This is a genomic window from Legionella fairfieldensis ATCC 49588, assembly GCF_000621525.1.
GTDB lineage: Bacteria > Pseudomonadota > Gammaproteobacteria > Legionellales > Legionellaceae > Tatlockia > Tatlockia fairfieldensis.
Genome location: NZ_JHYC01000007.1, coordinates 74,052 through 93,022, shown reverse-complemented (window position 1 = coordinate 93,022; position 18,971 = coordinate 74,052). Strand labels below are relative to the sequence as shown.

Below are 18,971 nucleotides of genomic sequence, written 5' to 3'. Positions count from 1 at the left end.
TGTTTATCAGAGGAGGAAAAGCCAGTCCCCTGATTAATAGTGAAGACAATAAAAAAGGGTTTTCTTTAAAATAAAAACAATAATTCATTATTTCATCCTGAATAATAAATTGTATGTATTATTATAAACCATTTTTAACTTTGTAAAGGGCGTTTTTTAAATATAGACAGTCAGGGAGTAATTATAAGGAGCCCGAAATTAATATTGTGAGCGTAATATAAGAGAGAAGGTGTTGCTACGGACAGGGGACATCCGTAGCAATTTGTAACAGGTTTACATCGCATAATCAACCAGGCTTAAAGGTTGATCGTTGACTTTTGGAGTAACTTTGAAGATCCCAAGCTTGGAGAGATCGCGAGTATTTTCAGGGGCGTACTTTTCAACGATAGCAAAAAATTCCTCTTTACTAATCAACCATTTTTTACCATTATCATTGTTAGTACATTCCGTGACTATTTTATCCGCGTTTTCTATTGAATTGTAGAGTTTCTTAATTATTGGCCTGAGTTTTTGTTGCATCTCATCACTTTCAGGGGACTTAATCTGGGGACCACCCTTCGTCTCCTCACCATACATCGTAATGAATAGATTACGGGTATATAGTAATAGATCAAAAATAGATCGCGCTTTATCGGGTGCTTTATCAAACAATCGAACAGTATCAGGATTTACAAGCCACTTATATTCAATTTGACAAAGATTACTTAATACATACCACAAATCATTACTATACTTTTCATGTTTCATAAAAAGCAGAGTACAGTCTGGTATATCATACCAGCAAATAATAGATCCGAGACTGTTAAAAAGTTTTCGTTTATTATTTACTTTATTAAAATAATTTATGAATTCTTCAAGTACCTCTGGGGAGTCCAAATAGAGTGAAGTATTACCGGTATGAGTAAAAACGGCCAATATTAAGTCCGAAAAGGGCTTTGCTTCTTCATTTAATTTTGAAAAACATGCCTGGACGCAAATATATTTTTCCAGGACTACTTTTAATTGTTCTTTTGGTTTCTCTAAATTTAATGGGGATAAAGAAATAAGATGTTGTTGCAATCGTTCTTCTTCCGAAATGGATTTAGCAGTTTCACCAAACTCATTTATAAATATATTCTTACTAATTGTTTCGGTTTGTTTATCATACTCATGAAAAGTTCGAGTCATTATCAGGCTAAATAGCTTAATATTAAATTCGTTATTTATCATAAACTTCCTTATTTATATTTAAGATTCGGTCAAAACAGAAGGTATGTTAACATTTTTAAGATAACGGTCAAGAAATTATATCAGGCCGATTATGTCTTTATTTTAACACTATTGCACTCAATAAAATTAAACGGCACATAAAGTTGATTGGTTAACAATAAGTCATCAAGTTAGTTTAAATCCTCCTTAATCCAATTGATCAATCCGCCTTTAGCCAGTATTTCCTTTTGTCGTTCGGAAAGAGTTTGCGTTACTTTAACCTCTTGGCCGTTGATTTTTATATTAAATTCTTCTTTTTGCAAAATAAAGGGGAGATTAGTCACTTCAACCCGATCATTTAAATGAATAAATTCGTAATCAGTCGGGTTTTTAAAAACCAAGGGTAAGATGCCAAAATTAATCAAATTTTGCCAGTGGATACGAGCGAAACTTATAGCAATTACCAGACGCAATCCTAAATAACGCGGAGCCAGAGCAGCATGTTCCCGACTGGAACCCTGACCATAGTTTTCACCACCGATAATCACATGACCTTCTTTTCGTTCTTTTGTTCTTCTTACATAATCTGAATCAACATGTGTATAGGTAAATTCACTAATTTTGGGGATATTACTACGATAAGGAAGTACCTTGGCACCAGCAGGGGAAATTTCATCCGTTGAAATATTATTGCCTACAATAAGCAATACCGGTAATTTTAATGATTCAGGTAAAGGATCTAATTCGGGCAATGAAACAATATTAGGGCCTTTTATCAGCGAAATTTTTTTTGCGTCCTTTAAGGGCAAGGGCGGTTCAATGCACGCTTTATTAATTATTGGATTTTTAGGTTCTTTTACTTTGGGATAAGGGATTTCCAATGCCCTGGGATCAGTAATTACTCCTGTGAGAGCCGAAGCAGCGGCTGTTTCAGGGCTGCATAAAAATACTTTATCTTCCATAGTGCCAGAGCGTCCCGGGAAATTGCGGGGTACGGTACGTAAACTGTTTTTATCGGTTGCAGGCGCTTGTCCCATACCAATACAGCCATTACATCCTGCTTGATGAATACGTGCGCCGGCATGAATAAGGCTTCCTAATAAACCATCACGAACAAGCTCTTCCAGAATAGTCCGTGAGCTTGGATTAATATCGAAAGAAATATTGGGTTGAATTGTTCGACCTTTTACAATTTCAGCGGCAATAGCAAAATCACGATAGCCTGGGTTAGCAGAAGAACCTATGTAGGCTTGATATATTTCTTCTCCGGCAATTTCTCGAACGGGAACTACATTGCCCGGACTGGTTGGTTTTGCAATCAGCGGTTCTAATGTTGATAAATTAATTTCATCGTTTTTATCATAAGTCGCCCCCTTATCCGCCACAAGCTCTACCCAGTCTGCCTCTCGTCCTTGGGTACGCAAGAATGCGCGTGTTATTTCATCAGAAGGAAATACCGTCGTCGTTGCTCCCAATTCTGCACCCATGTTCGCAATAACATGGCGATCCATTGCTGTTAGATGGTTAAGTCCTTCGCCATAATATTCAATAACATAACCTACACCACCTTTGACATCATAACGACGTAACATTTCCAGAATAATATCTTTAGCGCTTACCCATTCAGGTAATTTGCCAGTTAATTTAACACCTAACACTTTAGGCATTTTTATATAAAGAGGGTAACCCGCTATTGCCATGGCTACCTCTAAACCTCCTGAACCAATTGCAAGCATGGCCATTGATCCTGCTGCACAGGTATGACTATCTGATCCTGTCAAGGTTTTACCGGGTTTGCCAAAATTTTGCATATGAACAGCATGGCTAATTCCATTCCCAGGGCGGCTATAATAAATACCGAAACGCTTGGCCGCACTTTCAAGGAAAAGATGATCGTCAGGATTTTTATTATCTTCCTGAATTAAATTATGATCGACATACTGAACCGAAATGTCTGCTTTGGTGCGCTCAAGCCCCATGGCTTCCAACTCCAACATGACCAGAGTACCCGTAGCATCCTGACAAAGTGTTTGATCCATTTTCAAGGCAATTTCGGTACCTGGTTTCATCTGGCCTTCAAGAAGATGAGAATGAATGATTTTTTCCGTAACATTCATGATGTTTCCTTCTTTTAGATAAATTAAAAAGTTGATTAATTATAGTATAATATTTGATCAACTTTTGTGTATTCTTATCACGTCACGGCTTTGACCTTTAGACACTTGTATTATCCTAATTTAAATACTACTATTGGTAGTATAATTAGTGGTATTATTTTGGAGAAACCATGCAATCCCAAAAGTTATCTATTTCATTGCCAAAACAACAATGTGAATTTATTGAACATTACCTGGTAGAGCATCAAATTAAAAATCGATCCGAAGTAATTAAACAGGCATTATATTTACTCCAACAAAGGGAATTGGAAGCCTGTTATAAAGAAGCAAATCAGGAAATTGAATCTGACTTTGAAAATACAAATTTAGATGGAATTGAAGAAAATGAAGCGTGGTGAAATATATTTTGCCAATTTAGATCCTGGCATTGGAGGGGAAACTCAAAAAAAACGCCCCGTTTTAATTATTAGCAATAATGCTAACAATAATGTAGCCACGACAGTCACGATAATTCCCATTACTTCAAACATTAAAAAAGTATACCCTTTCGAAGTATTATTGGAAGGTAGAAAAACAGGTCTCCCTAAAGACTCCAAAGCACAGTGTCATCAAATTAGAACTATATCCAGGTTAAGGCTTTCTACACCCACTCCAGTAGGAGTAGTTAGGAATGAGATGATGATAAAAATAAATGATGCATTAAAGCTTCACTTGGGCATAATTTAAGTCGTCAGTGTCTTTTTATAAGGTTAGACTTGTCTCCTTGCTTCTAATACATTAGGGATCTGTTCTAATTTGGTTAATAATCGAGAAAGACTGTTCAAACCATCGATTTCAACAGTTAATTTAATAAAAGCCGTATTTTCCTGCTTGTTACTTTGAGTTTGCAGCGCATAAACATGAGCTTTTTCGTTAGCTAACAAAGAAGTCACGTCTTTTAATAACCCTGAGCGATCAAATGCCTTTATTAAAATATCGACAACATAATGTTCTCTGGTAGAGCTACCCCATGTCACTTGCAAAAAACGTTGTTTCTGTTTTTCTCCCGCATGAATGATATTGGGACAGTCCTGTCGATGTACAGAAACACCACGTCCTACTGTAATATATCCTACTACTGCATCACCTGGCACCGGTTGGCAACAACGCGCTATATGAGTGAGTAGATTACCTACTCCTTCTATACGAAGATCACTCCCGCTTACCTCTGGTTTCGCGAGCGGTTTAACAATATTCTGCAACGTGGGTTCTGTTACCTCGGAAGGAGACAGGCGATTAAGGATCTGTCCCAGTTTAATATCACCACGACCCAGGGCTGCCAGTAAATCATCCAGCCGTTTAAAATTAAAGGACGAGACAACATCGTGTACACGTTCCATTTTAATGCCGAGTGTTTTTAATTCTTTATCAAGTATTTCATGACCTTCCGCTTTATTTTTATCGTAGTCTTGCATCTTAAACCAGTGCAACACTTTGGCTTTGGCCCGAGATGTTTTGAGATAATTAAGATGCGGATTAATCCAGTCTCTTGAGGGACGAGGATCTTTGCCGGTTAATACTTCAACCCGATCCCCCGTTTTTAACGCATAGGTTAAGGGGACAATGGAACCATTCACCTTGGCACCACGGCAACGATGACCAATCTGGCTGTGGATATGATAGGCAAAATCCAAAGGGGTCACTCCCTGGGGTAAATCAAGGACATCGCCATCAGGTGTAAAAACATAGACCCTATCCTCAAGAAATTCTGTTTCAATCGCTTCAGAAATACCGCTGGTCGTTGCCATTTCTTTATGCCAGGCAAGAACGTCCCGTAACCATTCAATTTTACGCTCGTGACTATCTTTTTGTTGAGCGGCCCCTTCTTTATATTTCCAGTGAGCGGCAACGCCCATTTCAGCTAAATCATGCATTTGAAAAGTACGTATTTGCACTTCAAAAACACGACCTTCTGGCCCTTCTACCGCCGTATGAAGCGATTGATAACCATTTGCTTTGGGGTTAATGATATAGTCATCAAATTCAGCAGGTACCTGCTTCCATAAGGAATGTACCATACTTAATACCTGATAACATTGCTCCTTTGTTTCTACTAATACGCGAACAGCCGTGGCATCATAGATTTCATCCAGAGAGACATTTTTTCGTTGCATCTTACGGTAAATACTATGGATATGTTTTGCTCGTCCATACACAGCAAAATGATGCGCGCCAGTTGCACTGATTTGTTTGTTGAGTTCGTTAACAATAAAATCAACATAACGATCCCTTTCGAGGCGTTTTGTCTTTAATCCTTTGGCAATTGATTTATAGTCATCGGGGTGCAGATAGCGAAAGGCGAGATCTTCCATTTCCCATTTTATCGCCCCTATTCCCAAACGGTTGGCTAAAGGCGCATAAATCTCCATTGCCTCTGTCGCAATCTGTATTTGTAACGCTTCCGGAAGTTGCGATGCGGTTCGTAAAACACAAAGACGCTCTGCTAATTTAATAAGCGCGACCCGTGCATCATCAACCATAGCAAGCAGCATTTTGCGCACATTGTCAATTTGATGCTTGTTTTGTGGATATTTGTTGAGCGCCTGCAGGTTATGAAGCGCACTCATTTTTTCAACGCCTTTTACCAATTTTGCAATAGAGGGTCCTAATTGCTCTTCCACATCGTCCAGAGATAATTCAGCGTAATGAACATTTTCAAAAATAATAGCGGCCGTTAAGGTTTCCTGATCGACTTCAAGATCAGCTAACAGGTCGGCCATAGCCAGACCTTGTTGAAAACAGGATACGCCTGTCTCTGTCGCGTGCTCCTGATCCACAAGTTGACTTAAGGTACAGGCATTACGAATAAGATCCAAATCCTGAAAATATCCTTTAGAACCTAATTGATGTAACCATTGCTCCACATCAATACTTCCATCGGTTAACCAGACACTGTCTTCTTTGACTTTAACCATTAGTGCTTACCCTCTTTCAAACAGAGCGATAGATTCAACGTGAGCAGTATGTGGAAACATATCCATAACACCAGCGGCACGTAAATGATATCCTTTCTGATTGACTAAAATATCGGCATCTCTTGCCAGCGTTACCGGGTTACAAGATACATAAACGAGACGTTCAAGATTAAGTTTATCAATTTGCTTCACAATTTCCAACGCGCCCGATCTTGGCGGGTCAATTAAGAGTTTAGTAAAGTTTTCACCTGATAACATAGACAAAGAGTCAGGTTGATCCAAATTGGCGCATAAAAACGTTAGATTGCTCAATCCATTTGTTTTGGCGTTCATTGTTGCTCGCCCTACCATTGCTTCACTCCCTTCTACGCCGACTACTCGGGTACAATATAGGGAAAGTGGAAGAGAAAAATTACCTAACCCACAAAATAAATCCAGGACGATATCATCTTTTTTTAAAGCCATTAACTCAAGAGCACGCTTGACCATTAAGCGGTTTAGACCCGCATTAACCTGAGTAAAATCGGTAGGATGAAACTGAAATTCAATGTTTTCGTCAGGTAAAGTATAGGTCAAAAATTCACTAGCATTTTCCGGATAAAAAAGTTGTACACTATCAGCGCTACCGGGTTGTAAAAAAAGACGAAAATGACTTACTCTGCCAAAATCACGTAACTTGTTTTCATCATTTTGACTGAGCACTTTTAAATTACGAAAGATAAGCGCTACCTCTTCATCACCTGCCGCCACTTCAATTTGTGCAATTACGGCAGGGTCGTCAAGAGAATCAATAAGAGCGCGTAAATTAACTATTTGTGCAGAAATTTTGGCATTTAAGATCGGACATTGACTAATTTCCGTAATATAACGAGGGTTGGCTTTTTCTCTAAACCCAATCAATGTTCCTTGTTTTTTTAATACATAACGGACACTCAGGCGTGCTTTATTTCTATAATGCCAATGATTACTTGCTAAAGGTTCGAGAATCGATTCAGGCTCACAATGGCCAATTCGCTGTAATAGCTCCAACAGCAAAGTCTGTTTTTCCTGAATTTGAGTTTTTTCATCAAGATGTTGCAGGGAACAGCCGCCGCATAAATCATAATGTGGACAATGTGGTTCGACCCGCGATGGCGATTTGGTAATGACAGAAACCATTTTTCCTTCATCAAAACTGCTTTTCATTTGAGTATATAGAAAAGATACTCTTTCTCCGGGAAGTGCACCCTGAATAAACGTTGTCTTACCGTTAATACGGGCAATACCTCGCCCATCATGACTAAATTTTTCTATGTCCGCGGTTTGTAGCGTGGGAATTAGGCGCCTGACTCTTCTGTTCATTGATTTATCTCTGTAGGATAGTAACAAATACTGAAATTATTTATACATTCATAGGAATGTAAAATTCTATAAGCTCTTTTACTGCGGCGATTTTATCACACACCGACAGAAGCCCCAATTAAACAAGAGAATATTAGAGCGTGAATTCCATTGACTATCTGATACTACTATTAAGCTCACATAAGTTAATTTTTAAACCCATTGTGTTTTTTATTTACATTTTTGATTTTTATGTTAAATTATTGCTTTTAATTTTAACGATAAACTCTATGACTATTTACAATTACAATGCTTCTGAAGTAATTGATTGGGCTTTAACAGTTAACCAAAACAAGCTTTACTCCTTTTTCCATAAGCTCAAGGATGAGGACTTTAAGCTGATATTGGATCATATTAAAACCATTGAATCTGACCATCCAAACTACTCTCAGCTTTTATTTATAGAAGGGATGATTTATCTGCTTCAAGAGCAACGTGCTAAGGGAATTGGTACTCTGGAGGAAGCTGCCTCTTTAGGCAATTGGAATGCAATGAAGGCACTAATCAAGATATATATTTATGGAAAAAGAAAGGATTATCCCAAGGCAGTTACACTACTTGACCAATTCATTGTGCTAAACCCTCGTCATTCTAGGGCACTCTATGAGAGAGGGAGATTATATGAGTCTGGATTCGGTTGTCCTGTTGATTTAAGAACTGCTGCCAAATATTATTGGCGCGCATATACATATAAAAAAGCGGGAAAATTGGACGGCATAGTGGATAATCTTAAAAGAATGGCTCAAGCCGATTCTGATGATGCCGTGGCTTCTTTGTTTTTGATCTATTGGCACGACAATAAGATCCATCAGCTAAGCGAACTATGCACCCAATATTTCGCTCAACTCGATCTATTACAGTATCTATTCTACAAAGTACTGATTCAACGATTAGACAAGTCTCCTGAAGATCCAACCAACGAAAAATTAATTAATTTATTTATTGAACATGCCGAGACAGACTCTGAGAAGGTTCATCATCTCCAATTCCGGGTATTGTTAATAAACGATGAAGGACAAGAAGCAAGAGCTTATTATAAGCATCATTTGCAAAATTCAACTTTATTAGGTCCTCAAGACTATTATCTCTTGGGCACTAGCCTTTTAAAGAACATTGATGGGTTAAAGAAAAGAGATAAAATAGACCGTTTGGAACAATGTTGTTTTTTTTATTATAAAGCGTATCAATCGGATAAAAGCTTTTTAAATGTATTAATTAAACTGTTAAAGGACAAGGAAGCGTTAGAGCAAGATGGTCCTCAGCCTGATGCTTATCAAGAAATTAATGAAGACGATGTTACTGCTATACTGAATCGATTTGTTCATACCTTGGAAAATAAAACAGCTGAGAAAAACCGACTCTTACATCTACATGTTTTACAAACGTTTAAACGTGTAACACAACATTATAATGACAAAAAATACAATGACAAAAAATCTTATTTTGGTTTATTCACTCCTGAAGAGCCTAAAGAGAAAACGTTCAATACACTTAAGATACTCAACATCATTATCGATAAATTACAAGAAGGAATATCACTGCCCGACATCCTTTCACTCCCTTCTATATTAAGACAGATTAAAAAAAACAGCCCGCTGTATAATGAACTCAGTATATGCCTTGCTGATGAAGCGAATAATCCACTATTAAGGCTGCTTGACAAACAAGACTGTGAGAAGATTTTAAAACAACCTGACAGTGTAAAATTAATTTTTAATATCCTCAAGAGTGATAAGCTGATATCACAAGCTGGATTGCAATTGTTGGCACAAAGGAAAAAAGATTTACTTGCCTTCATCCAGGAATTACCTGCCAATGAACAATTAGAAATAGCCGACCTGGCGTTGGATGACGCTACCTTAATGGGCCAATTTATCAGAGTACAGCAACAGCAAGGACTTTTAAAATCTCTGCTCGACCATGATGATGAAGATGATGCGATTAAGCAAATGGAAGCTATTGTTAATAAGTTATCTATAGGAGGGGCTTTTCAAGATGGTACGAAATTTGCTTTATAACCCTTTCGGTAAGCGTTCACGGGATATGCAAATTTTTCTCTTCCAGACTTTGTTCCATGACTTGTCTTTCCCGCGCACAGGCGGGAATCAATTCATAAAATTAGCACCATGTCTAATTTGTCGCCTGCGCGGAAAGACATTGACGTTATATACTTCTTAATTACATACTCCGTGAACATTTACTATTTTAACTTGCTAATGCAGCTAGCACATCTTTTGATCTGCGGTCAGATCATCTCTATAAATAAGTAATAGCCTAATTTGTGAGGCGGGCGTTACATAATAAATTACTCTAACACCCCCTCTTACCCTTTCCTTGAGAAGACCACCTGACCTAATGTTTGCGACTCTGTTTATGAGATACAGTGGGCGCGTGTCAGCCAGAGCCTCTTTCACCTTGTCACAGTAGATCGACCTATTTGAAGTACGTTAAAGATCAGGTTTATTTAACGAAGATAAAAAAGTATTCACTTCTTTCTCTGATAACTCCTTGAAATGACCTCTGGCAAGAGAGCGCGGCATTGTTAATCGACCGTAACGAATGCGAATAAGTCGGCTTACTTCCACACCTTGCGATTGCCATAAACGCCGTACTTCGCGATTTCGTCCTTCAGTCAGCACGACATGATACCAGGCATTGGAGCCTTCGCCGCCTTTAAATTCAATGCGTTTGAACTGTGCTTTTCCGTCTTCCAGATCTACCCCTTTGAGCATCGCGTTAATCGAATCAGGACTAACCTGACCACGAACACGTACAGCATATTCTCTTTCCAACCCAAATTTAGGATGCATTAAACGATTGGCCAATTCGCCATCATTGGTAAAAATTAAAAGACCGGACGTATTAATATCCAAACGCCCAACCTGTACCCATCGCCCTTGTTTTAAATAAGGTAATTTATCAAATACGGTTTTACTGTGTTGAGGATCACTACGACTTGATATTTCACCGATTGGTTTGTGATAAATTAATACCCTTGTTTTTGTCCTCATTTTCAGCGGGTTCGTTATCAAACGTCCTTTAACACTGATTTTATCTTCCGCCCCTGCCACATCACCTAATTGGGCTACCTTACCATTAACCTGTATTAAGCCTTGCTCAATCCAGCGCTCTATTTCTCGTCTGGAGCCTAACCCGGCTTGACTTAATAGTTTTTGTAAACGTTCATTACTCATTATTAATACACTCTTCTTCCAGGGTCTGTTGACCTTTCTACTATCTTGGCCAAAACAGGCTGATTTTCTGTGCTCCGATACTTGCATACTTGCGTTTTGATGCTCGAAAATCAACCTGTTTTGGCTCAAACTAATGAAATGTCAACAGACTCTAATGGTTGTTCAATAGTTTCTATCAAGGAATCACTTATAACAGGTAAAGCTGGTAAATCACTAAGACTTGTTAAATTAAAATAATCCAGAAATGTTTTAGTGGTGACATAAACTGCCGGTTTTCCGGGTACATCACGGTGCCCTGCTGTTTTTATCCATTCTCGTTCCATCAATGTTTTTAATAGGGAGCTGCTGACGCTCACACCACGAATATCTTCAATATCGGCACGAGTTACAGGCTGGCGATAAGCAATAATTGCCAGCGTCTCCAGCAGCGCACGAGAATATTTGACGGGTTTTTCCGCATATAGCCGACTAATCCAGGGACTATAGTTTATTTTGGTCTGGAAACAATAACCACCAGCCAGGTATTTTAGTTCAATTGCCCTATTCTCATAATCAGCTGCCAGCTCCGTTAAAGCAAGTTGTAATTCTTCTCGAACAGGTTTTTGCCATTCATCAAACAAAGCGTGTAACTGTTCGAGAGAAAGCGGCTCAACTGCATTCATTAATAACGCTTCAAGGATTAATTTGAGTTCGCTCATGACGCGGTCTGTAGATGAATGGGTGAAAAAGTAGCTGTTTGAACAATAATCAATAGCGATTGTCTTGCTAATTCCAAAATAGCCAATAAGGTTACTACTAATCCCATTCGTCCCTCTTCGCGGTCAAATAGTTGATTAAATGATACACTCTTTTCTCCATGTAGTCGATCAAGTACGATAGTCATACGCTCTCTGACTGATAAAGGTTCTCGCGCAATTTGATGACAGATCAAATGACTTTGACGTTTTATCAGCTCCTGCATAACATCTGTCAGTAACGATAGTTCAACATGCGGATGAACAACTGCACATTCAAACACCTCACTACGAATAGAAAACCGAAATATATCACGTTCACAACGTGGTAAAGCATCCAGTTCTATAGCTGCTTGCTTAAATTGCTCATACACCTGTAATTTGCGGACTAGTTCAAGACGAGGATCTGCTTCAATTTCCTCTTGTTGAGTAGAATCTGGCGGCAATAGTAAACGGGATTTTATTTCCGCGAGTACGGCTGCCATGACCAGATATTCTGCCGCCAGCTCCAGGCGTCGCTCCTCCATCAGCTGGATATATTGCATGTATTGTCGGGTAATAAGCGCTATGGGAATATCCAGAATATCAATATTCTGACGGCGAATAAGATAAAGCAATAAATCAAGCGGTCCGGAAAAAGAATCCAGCAAAACCTCCAACGCATCCGGGGGAATAAACAGATCAGAAGGTATTTCTGTAAATGGCTTACCAGCAACAATAGCTAATACAGCAGGCGATGACTCTGGTAAACCTGCGTCCATTAATAATCAAGCCCCATCACTTCACGCACTATGCCTAAGGTTTTACTCGCTTCTTCCCTCGCTTCTTCAGAACCTTCAGCGACAATGCGTTTTACTGAACCAGGATCGGCTTCATAGTCTTTGATTGCCGCTTGAATAGGTTGCAATTCCTGATTGATAGCATGAATTACAGGTCGCTTACAATCAATACATCCAATACCGGCTGTGCGACAGCCGGTTTGCACCCAATCTTTTACTTCCTCTGATGAATAAATTTTGTGAAATTGCCACACGGGACACTTCTCTGGTTCACCCGGATCCGTGCGTTTAACCCGGGCGGGATCGGTTGGCATCGTGAGAATTTTCTTTTCAACCTGAGCCGGCTCTTCTCGTAAACTTATTGTATTATTATAAGATTTCGACATTTTGTGGCCGTCAATCCCTGGCATTTTTGCTGTTTCAGTTAACAAAGGTTGCGGCTCTGATAAAATTATTTTTCCAGAGCCATCAAGATAGCCCAACAAACGCTCTTTATCCCCAATGGATAAATTATGCTGGTTAGTCAATAAAGCCCGTGCTGTATTCAACGACTCGTGACACCCATCTTGTTGAAATTTTGTTCTAAGTTGATTATAAAGTTGACCATTTTTTTTACCCATTTTTTTAATGGCATCTAATGCCAACACTTCAAAATTAGGCTCTCGGCCATATATAAAATTAAACCGTCGAGCTATTTCACGTGTTAATTCAATATGAGGAACCTGATCTTCACCCACAGGTACATAATCCGCATTGTATAAGAGTACATCGGCGCTTTGCAAAAGCGGATAGCCTAAAAATCCATAGGTAGCCAGATCTTTATCATGCAATTTTTCCTGCTGATCCTTATAAGTAGGCACACGTTCAAGCCAGCCTAACGGAGTAATCATGGAAAGTAAAAGATGTAATTCAGCATGCTCCGGCACCCAGGACTGAATAAAAATTTTTGATAAACTGGGATTAATACCACAGGCAAGCCAATCAATGACCATATCCCACAAAATAGTTTCGATAAACCCGGGTTCATCATAACGGGTGGTTAAACCATGCCAATCAGCAACAAAAAAATAACAATCATATTGGTGCTGTAATTGAATCCAGTTTTTAAGTACACCATGATAATGCCCCAAGTGTAAACGACCACTGGCGCGCATACCTGACACAACTCGTTTATTAGCACTAAATAAAGCTGACATCAAAATCCTTCACTCTAAAATAATAATAAATAATCCTGTTATCTGAACGGTGCCGGGTCTCCTTTTCCCTCTCGAACTATAACTGGATAATCACCAGTCAAATCAACTACTGTCGTAGGCTGATAACCACAACTACCTCCATCAATAATTAAATCAATTTGATTACCCAGTAAATCCTTGATGGCCTCAGGTTCTCCTAATGGGGCTGTTGCGCCTGGTAAAATAAGCGTTGTACTCATTAGAGGGGCTTCCAGACAATCAAGTAAGGACAGGGTGATATTATTTTCCGGCACTCGCAAACCTAATGTTTTACGCTTTGGATGTAGCATTAATCGAGGTACTTCGTGCGTTGCATTTAAAATAAAGGTATATGAACCGGGTGTAAATGCCTTTAATAAACGAAAAATTGCATTGGAAACTTTTGCGTAAGTGCCTAATTGAGATAAATCACGACAAACGAGGGTCATGTTATGATGTTTATCCAAATGACGCAAACGCCTGATTCGCTCTAAAGCGGCTTTATTACCCAATCTACAACCTAGCGCGTAACCAGAATCCGTGGGATACACTAACAAACCACCTTCTTCAATAATTGCCGCAGCTTGTCTAAGTAATCGTGCTTGTGGATTGTCAGGATGAATTGCAAAAAACTGACTCATTAAAGTCCCCTGTTAAATAGTCCATTGATACCAAATTGGTGTGCAGTTTAACGGTAGTGGTCGCTGTTTTCCCAGAGAGACACGCGATACATTATCTCCATGGTAATCTGAGCCTGTCGAGGCAAGCAAGTCATAACGTAAACAAAGACCTGCCATATCATTGACCTGAGTTACCGTCATTTCACCTGAAACCACTTCCATACCCACACCACCTGCTCTTTTAAATTCACTGATTAGCTCTTGTAATTTGGTTCGTGTTAAAGCGTATTTCAATGGGTGAGCAAGGACGGCCTGCCCTCCTGCCTCGACTATTCCTGCAACCGCTTCCTGAATAGTAAGCCAGGGCGTGGGTACATAAGCAGGTTTCCCCCGACCTAAAAACCGTTTAAATGCCGTGGCCGCATCAGCTACTACCCCTTCTTCAATAAACACTTGGGCAAAATGCGGTCTGCCTATTCGATTATGACCAGCGATTTTACAAGCCTTCGCGTAAGCGTCATCCACTTTACACGCTTTCATTTTCTCAGCAATCTGAAGCGCGCGAGTAATCCGGCTTTCGTTTTGTTGTTTGATCAATGTCTGGATCACAGTATTATCAGGATCAATACCGAGTCCTACAACATGAATATCATATTTTTTCCAGCTTGTACTCAATTCAATTCCATTCACTATTTTAATGGCTTGAGTATGGGCCGCCTTGCGCAAGGGAGTCAGACCATCTGTTGTGTCATGATCTGTCAAGGCCAAAATTTGAACACCTGACGCAAGCGCCTTGTCCAATAGATCTGCGGGACTCAATTTTCCATCGGAGCAATTACTGTGGCAATGTAAATCAATCATAAGCAGCTATTAACTTGTAATAGTAGACGTGGAATATTTAAATTATTTATAGTATACCAAATGATTCGTGAAATAACTAAAATGGATCTCTAACGCTTTATCACCCACTAAAATTGAATCACTAATCCGGTAGCGACATAATTTTCAAAGCCTCCCAAAACACCTCTAAGACGTTGGTTTGCCTCTATATCCCAGGTGATATTTTTTGCAACAAGATAAATTAATCCGAGACTCATATTAAAGCCACTTCCCATTCCAGGTCCAGTTTTACTCTGTCCATAAACTTCCGCATAGATTTGCAGAGTACTCTTGGGAGACCAGGTAAAAAAAGCATCTGGATTAACACTTGTAAAACGTTGTCCACCAACCAGGCTGGATAAGGTTGCTGTGCTCACACTTAACATAGCGGTGAAACTTACTGTCTTCCCAAGATTATAACTGAAAATTCCCGCCAGGAATCCGCCAACCCCTTTACTCCCAAATGCTTTACTGCCAGAAGGAGGCGTAATTAGACCGTCCAGTGTAACAATCCATTGCCGAGTATAAGCCATTTCGTGTTTTGCCCCCAGCGACACAGGGCCAAAACCGGAGTAAGAAGGATCAGATTGGGTCACATACTCAGGTAATAGAACGTAAAATTCACTATCCACAGGAACTCCTAACCGAAGCTCGCTGGCAGGAAAATTTTGTAAGTGTCCTTGATAGAGTGAATGCTGATATTGATACCCTGATTCCAAAAGCATTCTTCCTTCAGAAACGGCACAAGGACTATCTGCAACAGTAGGTCGATTAATAATTGTCAAAAGGTTGTCTGGTGTACAGAAATTGTTATTTAAATCCGCAAATGTTTTGCAGCTTATCAAAACCAATAAAACAAATAACCATCCTGGTCTGTAACACATGTGGAGTTCTCATTAAAAACACTATAGTTAATTATTTTTTCTTTATACCCACTCGATAGAATGGGTATTCAACTATATTTCAAAGACTGTGAGAAACCAACGGTTGGGATGTAGTATTTGATAAGACCTGTACTCAATTTAGTTCAATTGTTAATAAATCCCATTGTATTATTAGGGGCCTGGTGTCTGCCAATTCCTGGTTCAGAGGCGGGTTCAGGGGATAAAAATCTTCTGAGTTTCTTGCCTTTCTGATTAGGTCCTTCCTGGGGAGCCTGTGAACTTGTTGCGACATTTTGATTTGACCAGAAAGACACAGGATTATTAGCAACACTCCCAGGTACAGGCGGAAATAATACCGTCCCTGAATTGTTTGTTGCCTGTAATAATGATTGTTCATTGTTATTGAAATGATTGAATGTCGGAATAGCCTGATTGCTGGAAGATCGTTTTGAACGACTGGATTTATTGGAGGACTCCTTGGAAGAACTAATTGAGGATCTTTGAGAAATAGTTTTAAGTGCATTTTGTTGTTGTATCTCTCTCAACAAGCTCTCTCTGTCTTCCGTAGCTTCATAACATTGCTTTTTCAGGTTAACAATTTCTTGTTCTTTGGCTTGTAAGAGATGAAATTGAGATTGCAATTTATTTTCTTGCTGTTGAAGACATGACTTATATTGTTGTAATTCTTGCTGATAAGCTTGATTTTGCTGGGACAATTGCAATTGTGTGTACATTAATCCGGTTATTGTTTGATCCTTTTGTTGTAACATCGTATTAGATCGTTGTAATTTTGAATCAGATTGAACCCGAAACTTGTTAACTTCTTGCTGACACGCTTGAGCCATATCTTGAATTTTCTCGCGTAATTGCGAGATTTCCTGACGTAATGTTTCTATTGTTTGTTTATAGTCCTGTTCCTTATTAGATTGATCTTGAAGCTGTTCCTGTAGTTTGACAACCTCTTGATGGTACTTCTGATCCAGATCTTGCTTGTTTTGTTGTAATATCAAATTAAATAGTTGTCCTTGTGAATAAGATTGAACCTGAAACTGTTCCTGTAGCCTGCCAACTTCTTGCCGATATGCTTGAGCCATATCTTGAATTTTCTCGTGGAATTGCAAGTTTTCTTGACGTAATATTTCTATTGTTTGTTTATAGTCCTGTTCCTTATTAGATTGAGCTTGAAGCTGTTCCTCTAATCTGGCAATCGTTTGTCCCGTAACCAGAGACTGTTGGAGATTTGATTGAATCATTTGCAATTCTTCTTCCCTGTTTTGTTGCTCATTCTGGAGCTGTTCTTGCAAGCTGGCAATTTTTTGTTGATATACTTCTTTCTCGGATACGTTTGCAGCAGATAAATCTGGCGTTGTATTGGTTAATTGCCCTGTGGCCTGATTAGCTGAACTACTGGTTTTAAGCGCTTCGTGGTCTTCTCTTATTCCTTGCTTTGCTCTTTTCTTTAGAGGGAGCGTCTGAAGAATATCCATAGGACGTTTTTGAGTATCCGATTGCTGTTGGAACGTTGACTTAAGCATTTGCAACTGCTCAGATAAGCGAGCGACTTCTTCCTTTAAATGAGCAGCTTCTTCTTTTTGATTTTGAAGTTCTCCTTCTTTCTCACGTAATTTCAACCTGAAATGTTTCTCTGAGGCATTTTTATGCTTTTGCAAATCGGTGTATTCTTTAAGTAAATTGGCATTACGAGTCTTTTCCTGAGCCAATTTAGATTCAGCCTGCTTTTGCTGTTTATTTATTGCTTCTCGATTTTCTGGTTGCTTTTTTCCCTGAGCATTGCGTAATTTCGTAGTCGATTCATCCAATGCATCTTCCGTTGCTTTGGTTTTTTTTTGTAACCTGTCTATTGATTGTCGATACTCCTGCTCCAGCATTGTAAATTTCTCTTCCTGACGTGAGTTTTCCTCTTCCTGCTGTTGCAGCTTTAAATTCAACGTTTGTAGAGTATGCTTTAGATCAGCCTTTTCACTTTGTGTTTTCTTTAATTCTTTCGCTAATTCTTCCTTGCTCTGTTGCAAACTAGCGACTTCTTGCTGCAAATTAGCATAGGCAGTTTGCAATTCCAGTAACCTTGATTCCATATGATTATCTGAATCAGTAGAGTTAATTTTCATAACGTTTAATTGTTGATCACTATTAGTTAGTGCTTGATGTACGTTAGGAATATTTATAGAGGGGCTGAATTGAGTAGAATTACTGTTATTTTGTTTAAACATAATAGAACGTTAGTTAAAAAATTTGTTTGATTATACTCATGAGCGACAGAAAGATCAATTATTAGTCATTTAGTTGGGGAGGAAATTTTTCGAATCGGTAGAACGTGAGTTTTAATAGGTTTGAATTATATGAAAAATAATAGATTACAGATATTTTGATAGATAAAATTTATGGATGTTTCTCATTACAGGAATAAAAAACATTCTCGCCAAAGGGGATAGTTTTTTGATGTTGATTTTCTTTTTACCAAGTTGCCAGCCTAATGCTAGTGCCGGAATTAACACCAAACTTAAAATCAGCCCATTATTTTTTGTAAGCTGGGAAAAATAATCTCGATGCTGGAGCAACTGGATTCTATTCTTTTGCAAATTCCTCTCTGTTTTTTCAATCAGAGTTAGAAGCTCTTTTCTGGATGTCATGATTATCCTTTAATGGCATTGATGTTAAACAGGATCGGGTGCGGCTGAAACTTATTTCTTTAAGAAGCTTTTTTATTTTTTGAATGATTACAATTAAAAAACAGACATTCAGGGATAATACAATTAAAAGAATTAATACCATACTTTCCAAAAAAGGAAACAGCACAACCCCTAATGTCAACATTAACGTTAACCATATCGCACAAATAAGAGGCATTAATACACTCAAATAAAGAATCAGAGGGTAAATACTTTGCCCAGCAAGACTAGCCTCAAGCTTTGCCAGAACGTAAAAGTCTTTAATAATTGCTATTCGGCTTGAGAAAAAACCTTCTAATTCTTCTATCAGTTTCATAGGAAGGACTTCCTGCTAATTA

The 18,971-nt window shown here is 38.8% G+C and carries 16 protein-coding genes; 3 read left to right on the top strand and 13 right to left on the bottom strand.

The window, feature by feature from the left end; genetic code table 11:
- Positions 1-273: 273 nt before the first annotated feature.
- Together T345_RS0102115 and T345_RS0102110 are read right to left on the bottom strand one after the other, a co-directional pair.
- Complete coding sequence (locus T345_RS0102115) at positions 274-1,209, bottom strand: hypothetical protein (protein WP_028387892.1); 936 nt, start codon at positions 1,207-1,209, stop codon at positions 274-276.
- 170 nt (positions 1,210-1,379) lie between these two features.
- Positions 1,380-3,305 carry an aconitate hydratase gene (locus T345_RS0102110; RefSeq protein WP_028387891.1) on the bottom strand — a complete coding sequence of 642 codons (1,926 nt, stop codon included), beginning with the start codon at positions 3,303-3,305 and terminating at the stop codon, positions 1,380-1,382.
- Between the two features lie 170 nt (positions 3,306-3,475).
- On the opposite strand from T345_RS0102110, the gene T345_RS0102105 reads away from it, so the two are divergent.
- The gene (locus T345_RS0102105) at positions 3,476-3,703 is read left to right on the top strand and encodes a ribbon-helix-helix domain-containing protein (RefSeq protein WP_028387890.1); all 228 of its coding nucleotides are present in this window, start codon (positions 3,476-3,478) and stop codon (positions 3,701-3,703) included.
- Entirely contained in the window at positions 3,690-4,031 is a 342-nt protein-coding gene (locus T345_RS0102100; protein ID WP_028387889.1) for a type II toxin-antitoxin system PemK/MazF family toxin, read from the top strand. Before T345_RS0102105 ends, T345_RS0102100 begins: the two co-directional genes overlap by 14 nt.
- A gap of 23 nt (positions 4,032-4,054) precedes the next feature.
- Here the strand turns inward: T345_RS0102100 and relA are convergent, their stop codons facing one another.
- Together relA and rlmD are read right to left on the bottom strand one after the other, a co-directional pair.
- Complete coding sequence (relA, locus tag T345_RS0102095; protein ID WP_028387888.1) at positions 4,055-6,259, bottom strand: GTP diphosphokinase; 2,205 nt, start codon at positions 6,257-6,259, stop codon at positions 4,055-4,057.
- A 6-nt stretch (positions 6,260-6,265) separates the two neighbouring features.
- A complete protein-coding gene (gene rlmD / locus T345_RS0102090; RefSeq protein WP_028387887.1) occupies positions 6,266-7,600 on the bottom strand; it encodes a 23S rRNA (uracil(1939)-C(5))-methyltransferase RlmD in 1,335 nt (444 codons plus the stop codon).
- A 269-nt stretch (positions 7,601-7,869) separates the two neighbouring features.
- On the opposite strand from rlmD, the gene T345_RS0102085 reads away from it, so the two are divergent.
- Positions 7,870-9,657 carry a hypothetical protein gene (locus tag T345_RS0102085; protein ID WP_131777708.1) on the top strand — a complete coding sequence of 596 codons (1,788 nt, stop codon included), beginning with the start codon at positions 7,870-7,872 and terminating at the stop codon, positions 9,655-9,657.
- Positions 9,658-10,086: 429 nt separating this feature from the next.
- On the opposite strand, the gene rluB is transcribed toward T345_RS0102085, so the two are convergent.
- The 9 genes from rluB to T345_RS0102035 all read right to left on the bottom strand — a co-directional run bounded on the left by rluB (position 10,087) and on the right by T345_RS0102035 (position 18,949).
- Entirely contained in the window at positions 10,087-10,833 is a 747-nt protein-coding gene (gene rluB / locus T345_RS0102080) for a 23S rRNA pseudouridine(2605) synthase RluB (protein ID WP_028387885.1), read from the bottom strand.
- A 125-nt stretch (positions 10,834-10,958) separates the two neighbouring features.
- Entirely contained in the window at positions 10,959-11,531 is a 573-nt protein-coding gene (gene scpB, locus T345_RS0102075) for an SMC-Scp complex subunit ScpB (RefSeq protein ID WP_028387884.1), read from the bottom strand.
- On the bottom strand, positions 11,528-12,328 hold the full coding sequence (locus tag T345_RS0102070) for a segregation and condensation protein A (RefSeq protein ID WP_028387883.1): 801 nt from the start codon (positions 12,326-12,328) through the stop codon (positions 11,528-11,530). The genes scpB and T345_RS0102070 overlap by 4 nt, the downstream gene beginning before the upstream one ends.
- Complete coding sequence (locus T345_RS0102065) at positions 12,328-13,542, bottom strand: tryptophan--tRNA ligase (RefSeq protein WP_028387882.1); 1,215 nt, start codon at positions 13,540-13,542, stop codon at positions 12,328-12,330. Before T345_RS0102065 ends, T345_RS0102070 begins: the two co-directional genes overlap by 1 nt.
- A 38-nt stretch (positions 13,543-13,580) precedes the next feature.
- Positions 13,581-14,201 carry an L-threonylcarbamoyladenylate synthase gene (locus T345_RS0102060; protein WP_028387881.1) on the bottom strand — a complete coding sequence of 207 codons (621 nt, stop codon included), beginning with the start codon at positions 14,199-14,201 and terminating at the stop codon, positions 13,581-13,583.
- A gap of 12 nt (positions 14,202-14,213) precedes the next feature.
- A complete protein-coding gene (locus T345_RS0102055) occupies positions 14,214-15,041 on the bottom strand; it encodes a PHP domain-containing protein (protein WP_028387880.1) in 828 nt (275 codons plus the stop codon).
- Positions 15,042-15,148: 107 nt separating this feature from the next.
- Complete coding sequence (locus tag T345_RS13300) at positions 15,149-15,943, bottom strand: hypothetical protein (protein WP_051555086.1); 795 nt, start codon at positions 15,941-15,943, stop codon at positions 15,149-15,151.
- 143 nt (positions 15,944-16,086) lie between these two features.
- The gene (locus tag T345_RS0102045) at positions 16,087-18,174 is read right to left on the bottom strand and encodes a coiled-coil domain-containing protein (RefSeq protein ID WP_028387879.1); all 2,088 of its coding nucleotides are present in this window, start codon (positions 18,172-18,174) and stop codon (positions 16,087-16,089) included.
- A gap of 385 nt (positions 18,175-18,559) precedes the next feature.
- On the bottom strand, positions 18,560-18,949 hold the full coding sequence (locus tag T345_RS0102035; RefSeq protein ID WP_028387877.1) for a hypothetical protein: 390 nt from the start codon (positions 18,947-18,949) through the stop codon (positions 18,560-18,562).
- Between the last annotated feature and the right edge of the window lie 22 nt (positions 18,950-18,971).

What these genes read in the sequence shown, in the direction of transcription:
- T345_RS0102070 (WP_028387883.1), bottom strand. Translation starts at nt 12,328, where the DNA reads ATGGACGCAGGTTTACCAGAGTCATCGCCTGCTGTATTAGCTATTGTT.
- T345_RS0102085 (WP_131777708.1), top strand. Translation starts at nt 7,870, where the DNA reads ATGACTATTTACAATTACAATGCTTCTGAAGTAATTGATTGGGCTTTA.
- rluB (WP_028387885.1), bottom strand. Translation starts at nt 10,833, where the DNA reads ATGAGTAATGAACGTTTACAAAAACTATTAAGTCAAGCCGGGTTAGGC.
- T345_RS0102110 (WP_028387891.1), bottom strand. Translation starts at nt 3,305, where the DNA reads ATGAATGTTACGGAAAAAATCATTCATTCTCATCTTCTTGAAGGCCAG.
- scpB (WP_028387884.1), bottom strand. Translation starts at nt 11,531, where the DNA reads ATGAGCGAACTCAAATTAATCCTTGAAGCGTTATTAATGAATGCAGTT.
- T345_RS13300 (WP_051555086.1), bottom strand. Translation starts at nt 15,943, where the DNA reads ATGTGTTACAGACCAGGATGGTTATTTGTTTTATTGGTTTTGATAAGC.
- T345_RS0102105 (WP_028387890.1), top strand. Translation starts at nt 3,476, where the DNA reads ATGCAATCCCAAAAGTTATCTATTTCATTGCCAAAACAACAATGTGAA.
- T345_RS0102115 (WP_028387892.1), bottom strand. Translation starts at nt 1,209, where the DNA reads ATGATAAATAACGAATTTAATATTAAGCTATTTAGCCTGATAATGACT.
- T345_RS0102100 (WP_028387889.1), top strand. Translation starts at nt 3,690, where the DNA reads ATGAAGCGTGGTGAAATATATTTTGCCAATTTAGATCCTGGCATTGGA.
- T345_RS0102035 (WP_028387877.1), bottom strand. Translation starts at nt 18,949, where the DNA reads ATGAAACTGATAGAAGAATTAGAAGGTTTTTTCTCAAGCCGAATAGCA.
- relA (WP_028387888.1), bottom strand. Translation starts at nt 6,259, where the DNA reads ATGGTTAAAGTCAAAGAAGACAGTGTCTGGTTAACCGATGGAAGTATT.
- T345_RS0102060 (WP_028387881.1), bottom strand. Translation starts at nt 14,201, where the DNA reads ATGAGTCAGTTTTTTGCAATTCATCCTGACAATCCACAAGCACGATTA.
- T345_RS0102045 (WP_028387879.1), bottom strand. Translation starts at nt 18,174, where the DNA reads ATGTTTAAACAAAATAACAGTAATTCTACTCAATTCAGCCCCTCTATA.
- T345_RS0102065 (WP_028387882.1), bottom strand. Translation starts at nt 13,542, where the DNA reads ATGTCAGCTTTATTTAGTGCTAATAAACGAGTTGTGTCAGGTATGCGC.
- T345_RS0102055 (WP_028387880.1), bottom strand. Translation starts at nt 15,041, where the DNA reads ATGATTGATTTACATTGCCACAGTAATTGCTCCGATGGAAAATTGAGT.
- rlmD (WP_028387887.1), bottom strand. Translation starts at nt 7,600, where the DNA reads ATGAACAGAAGAGTCAGGCGCCTAATTCCCACGCTACAAACCGCGGAC.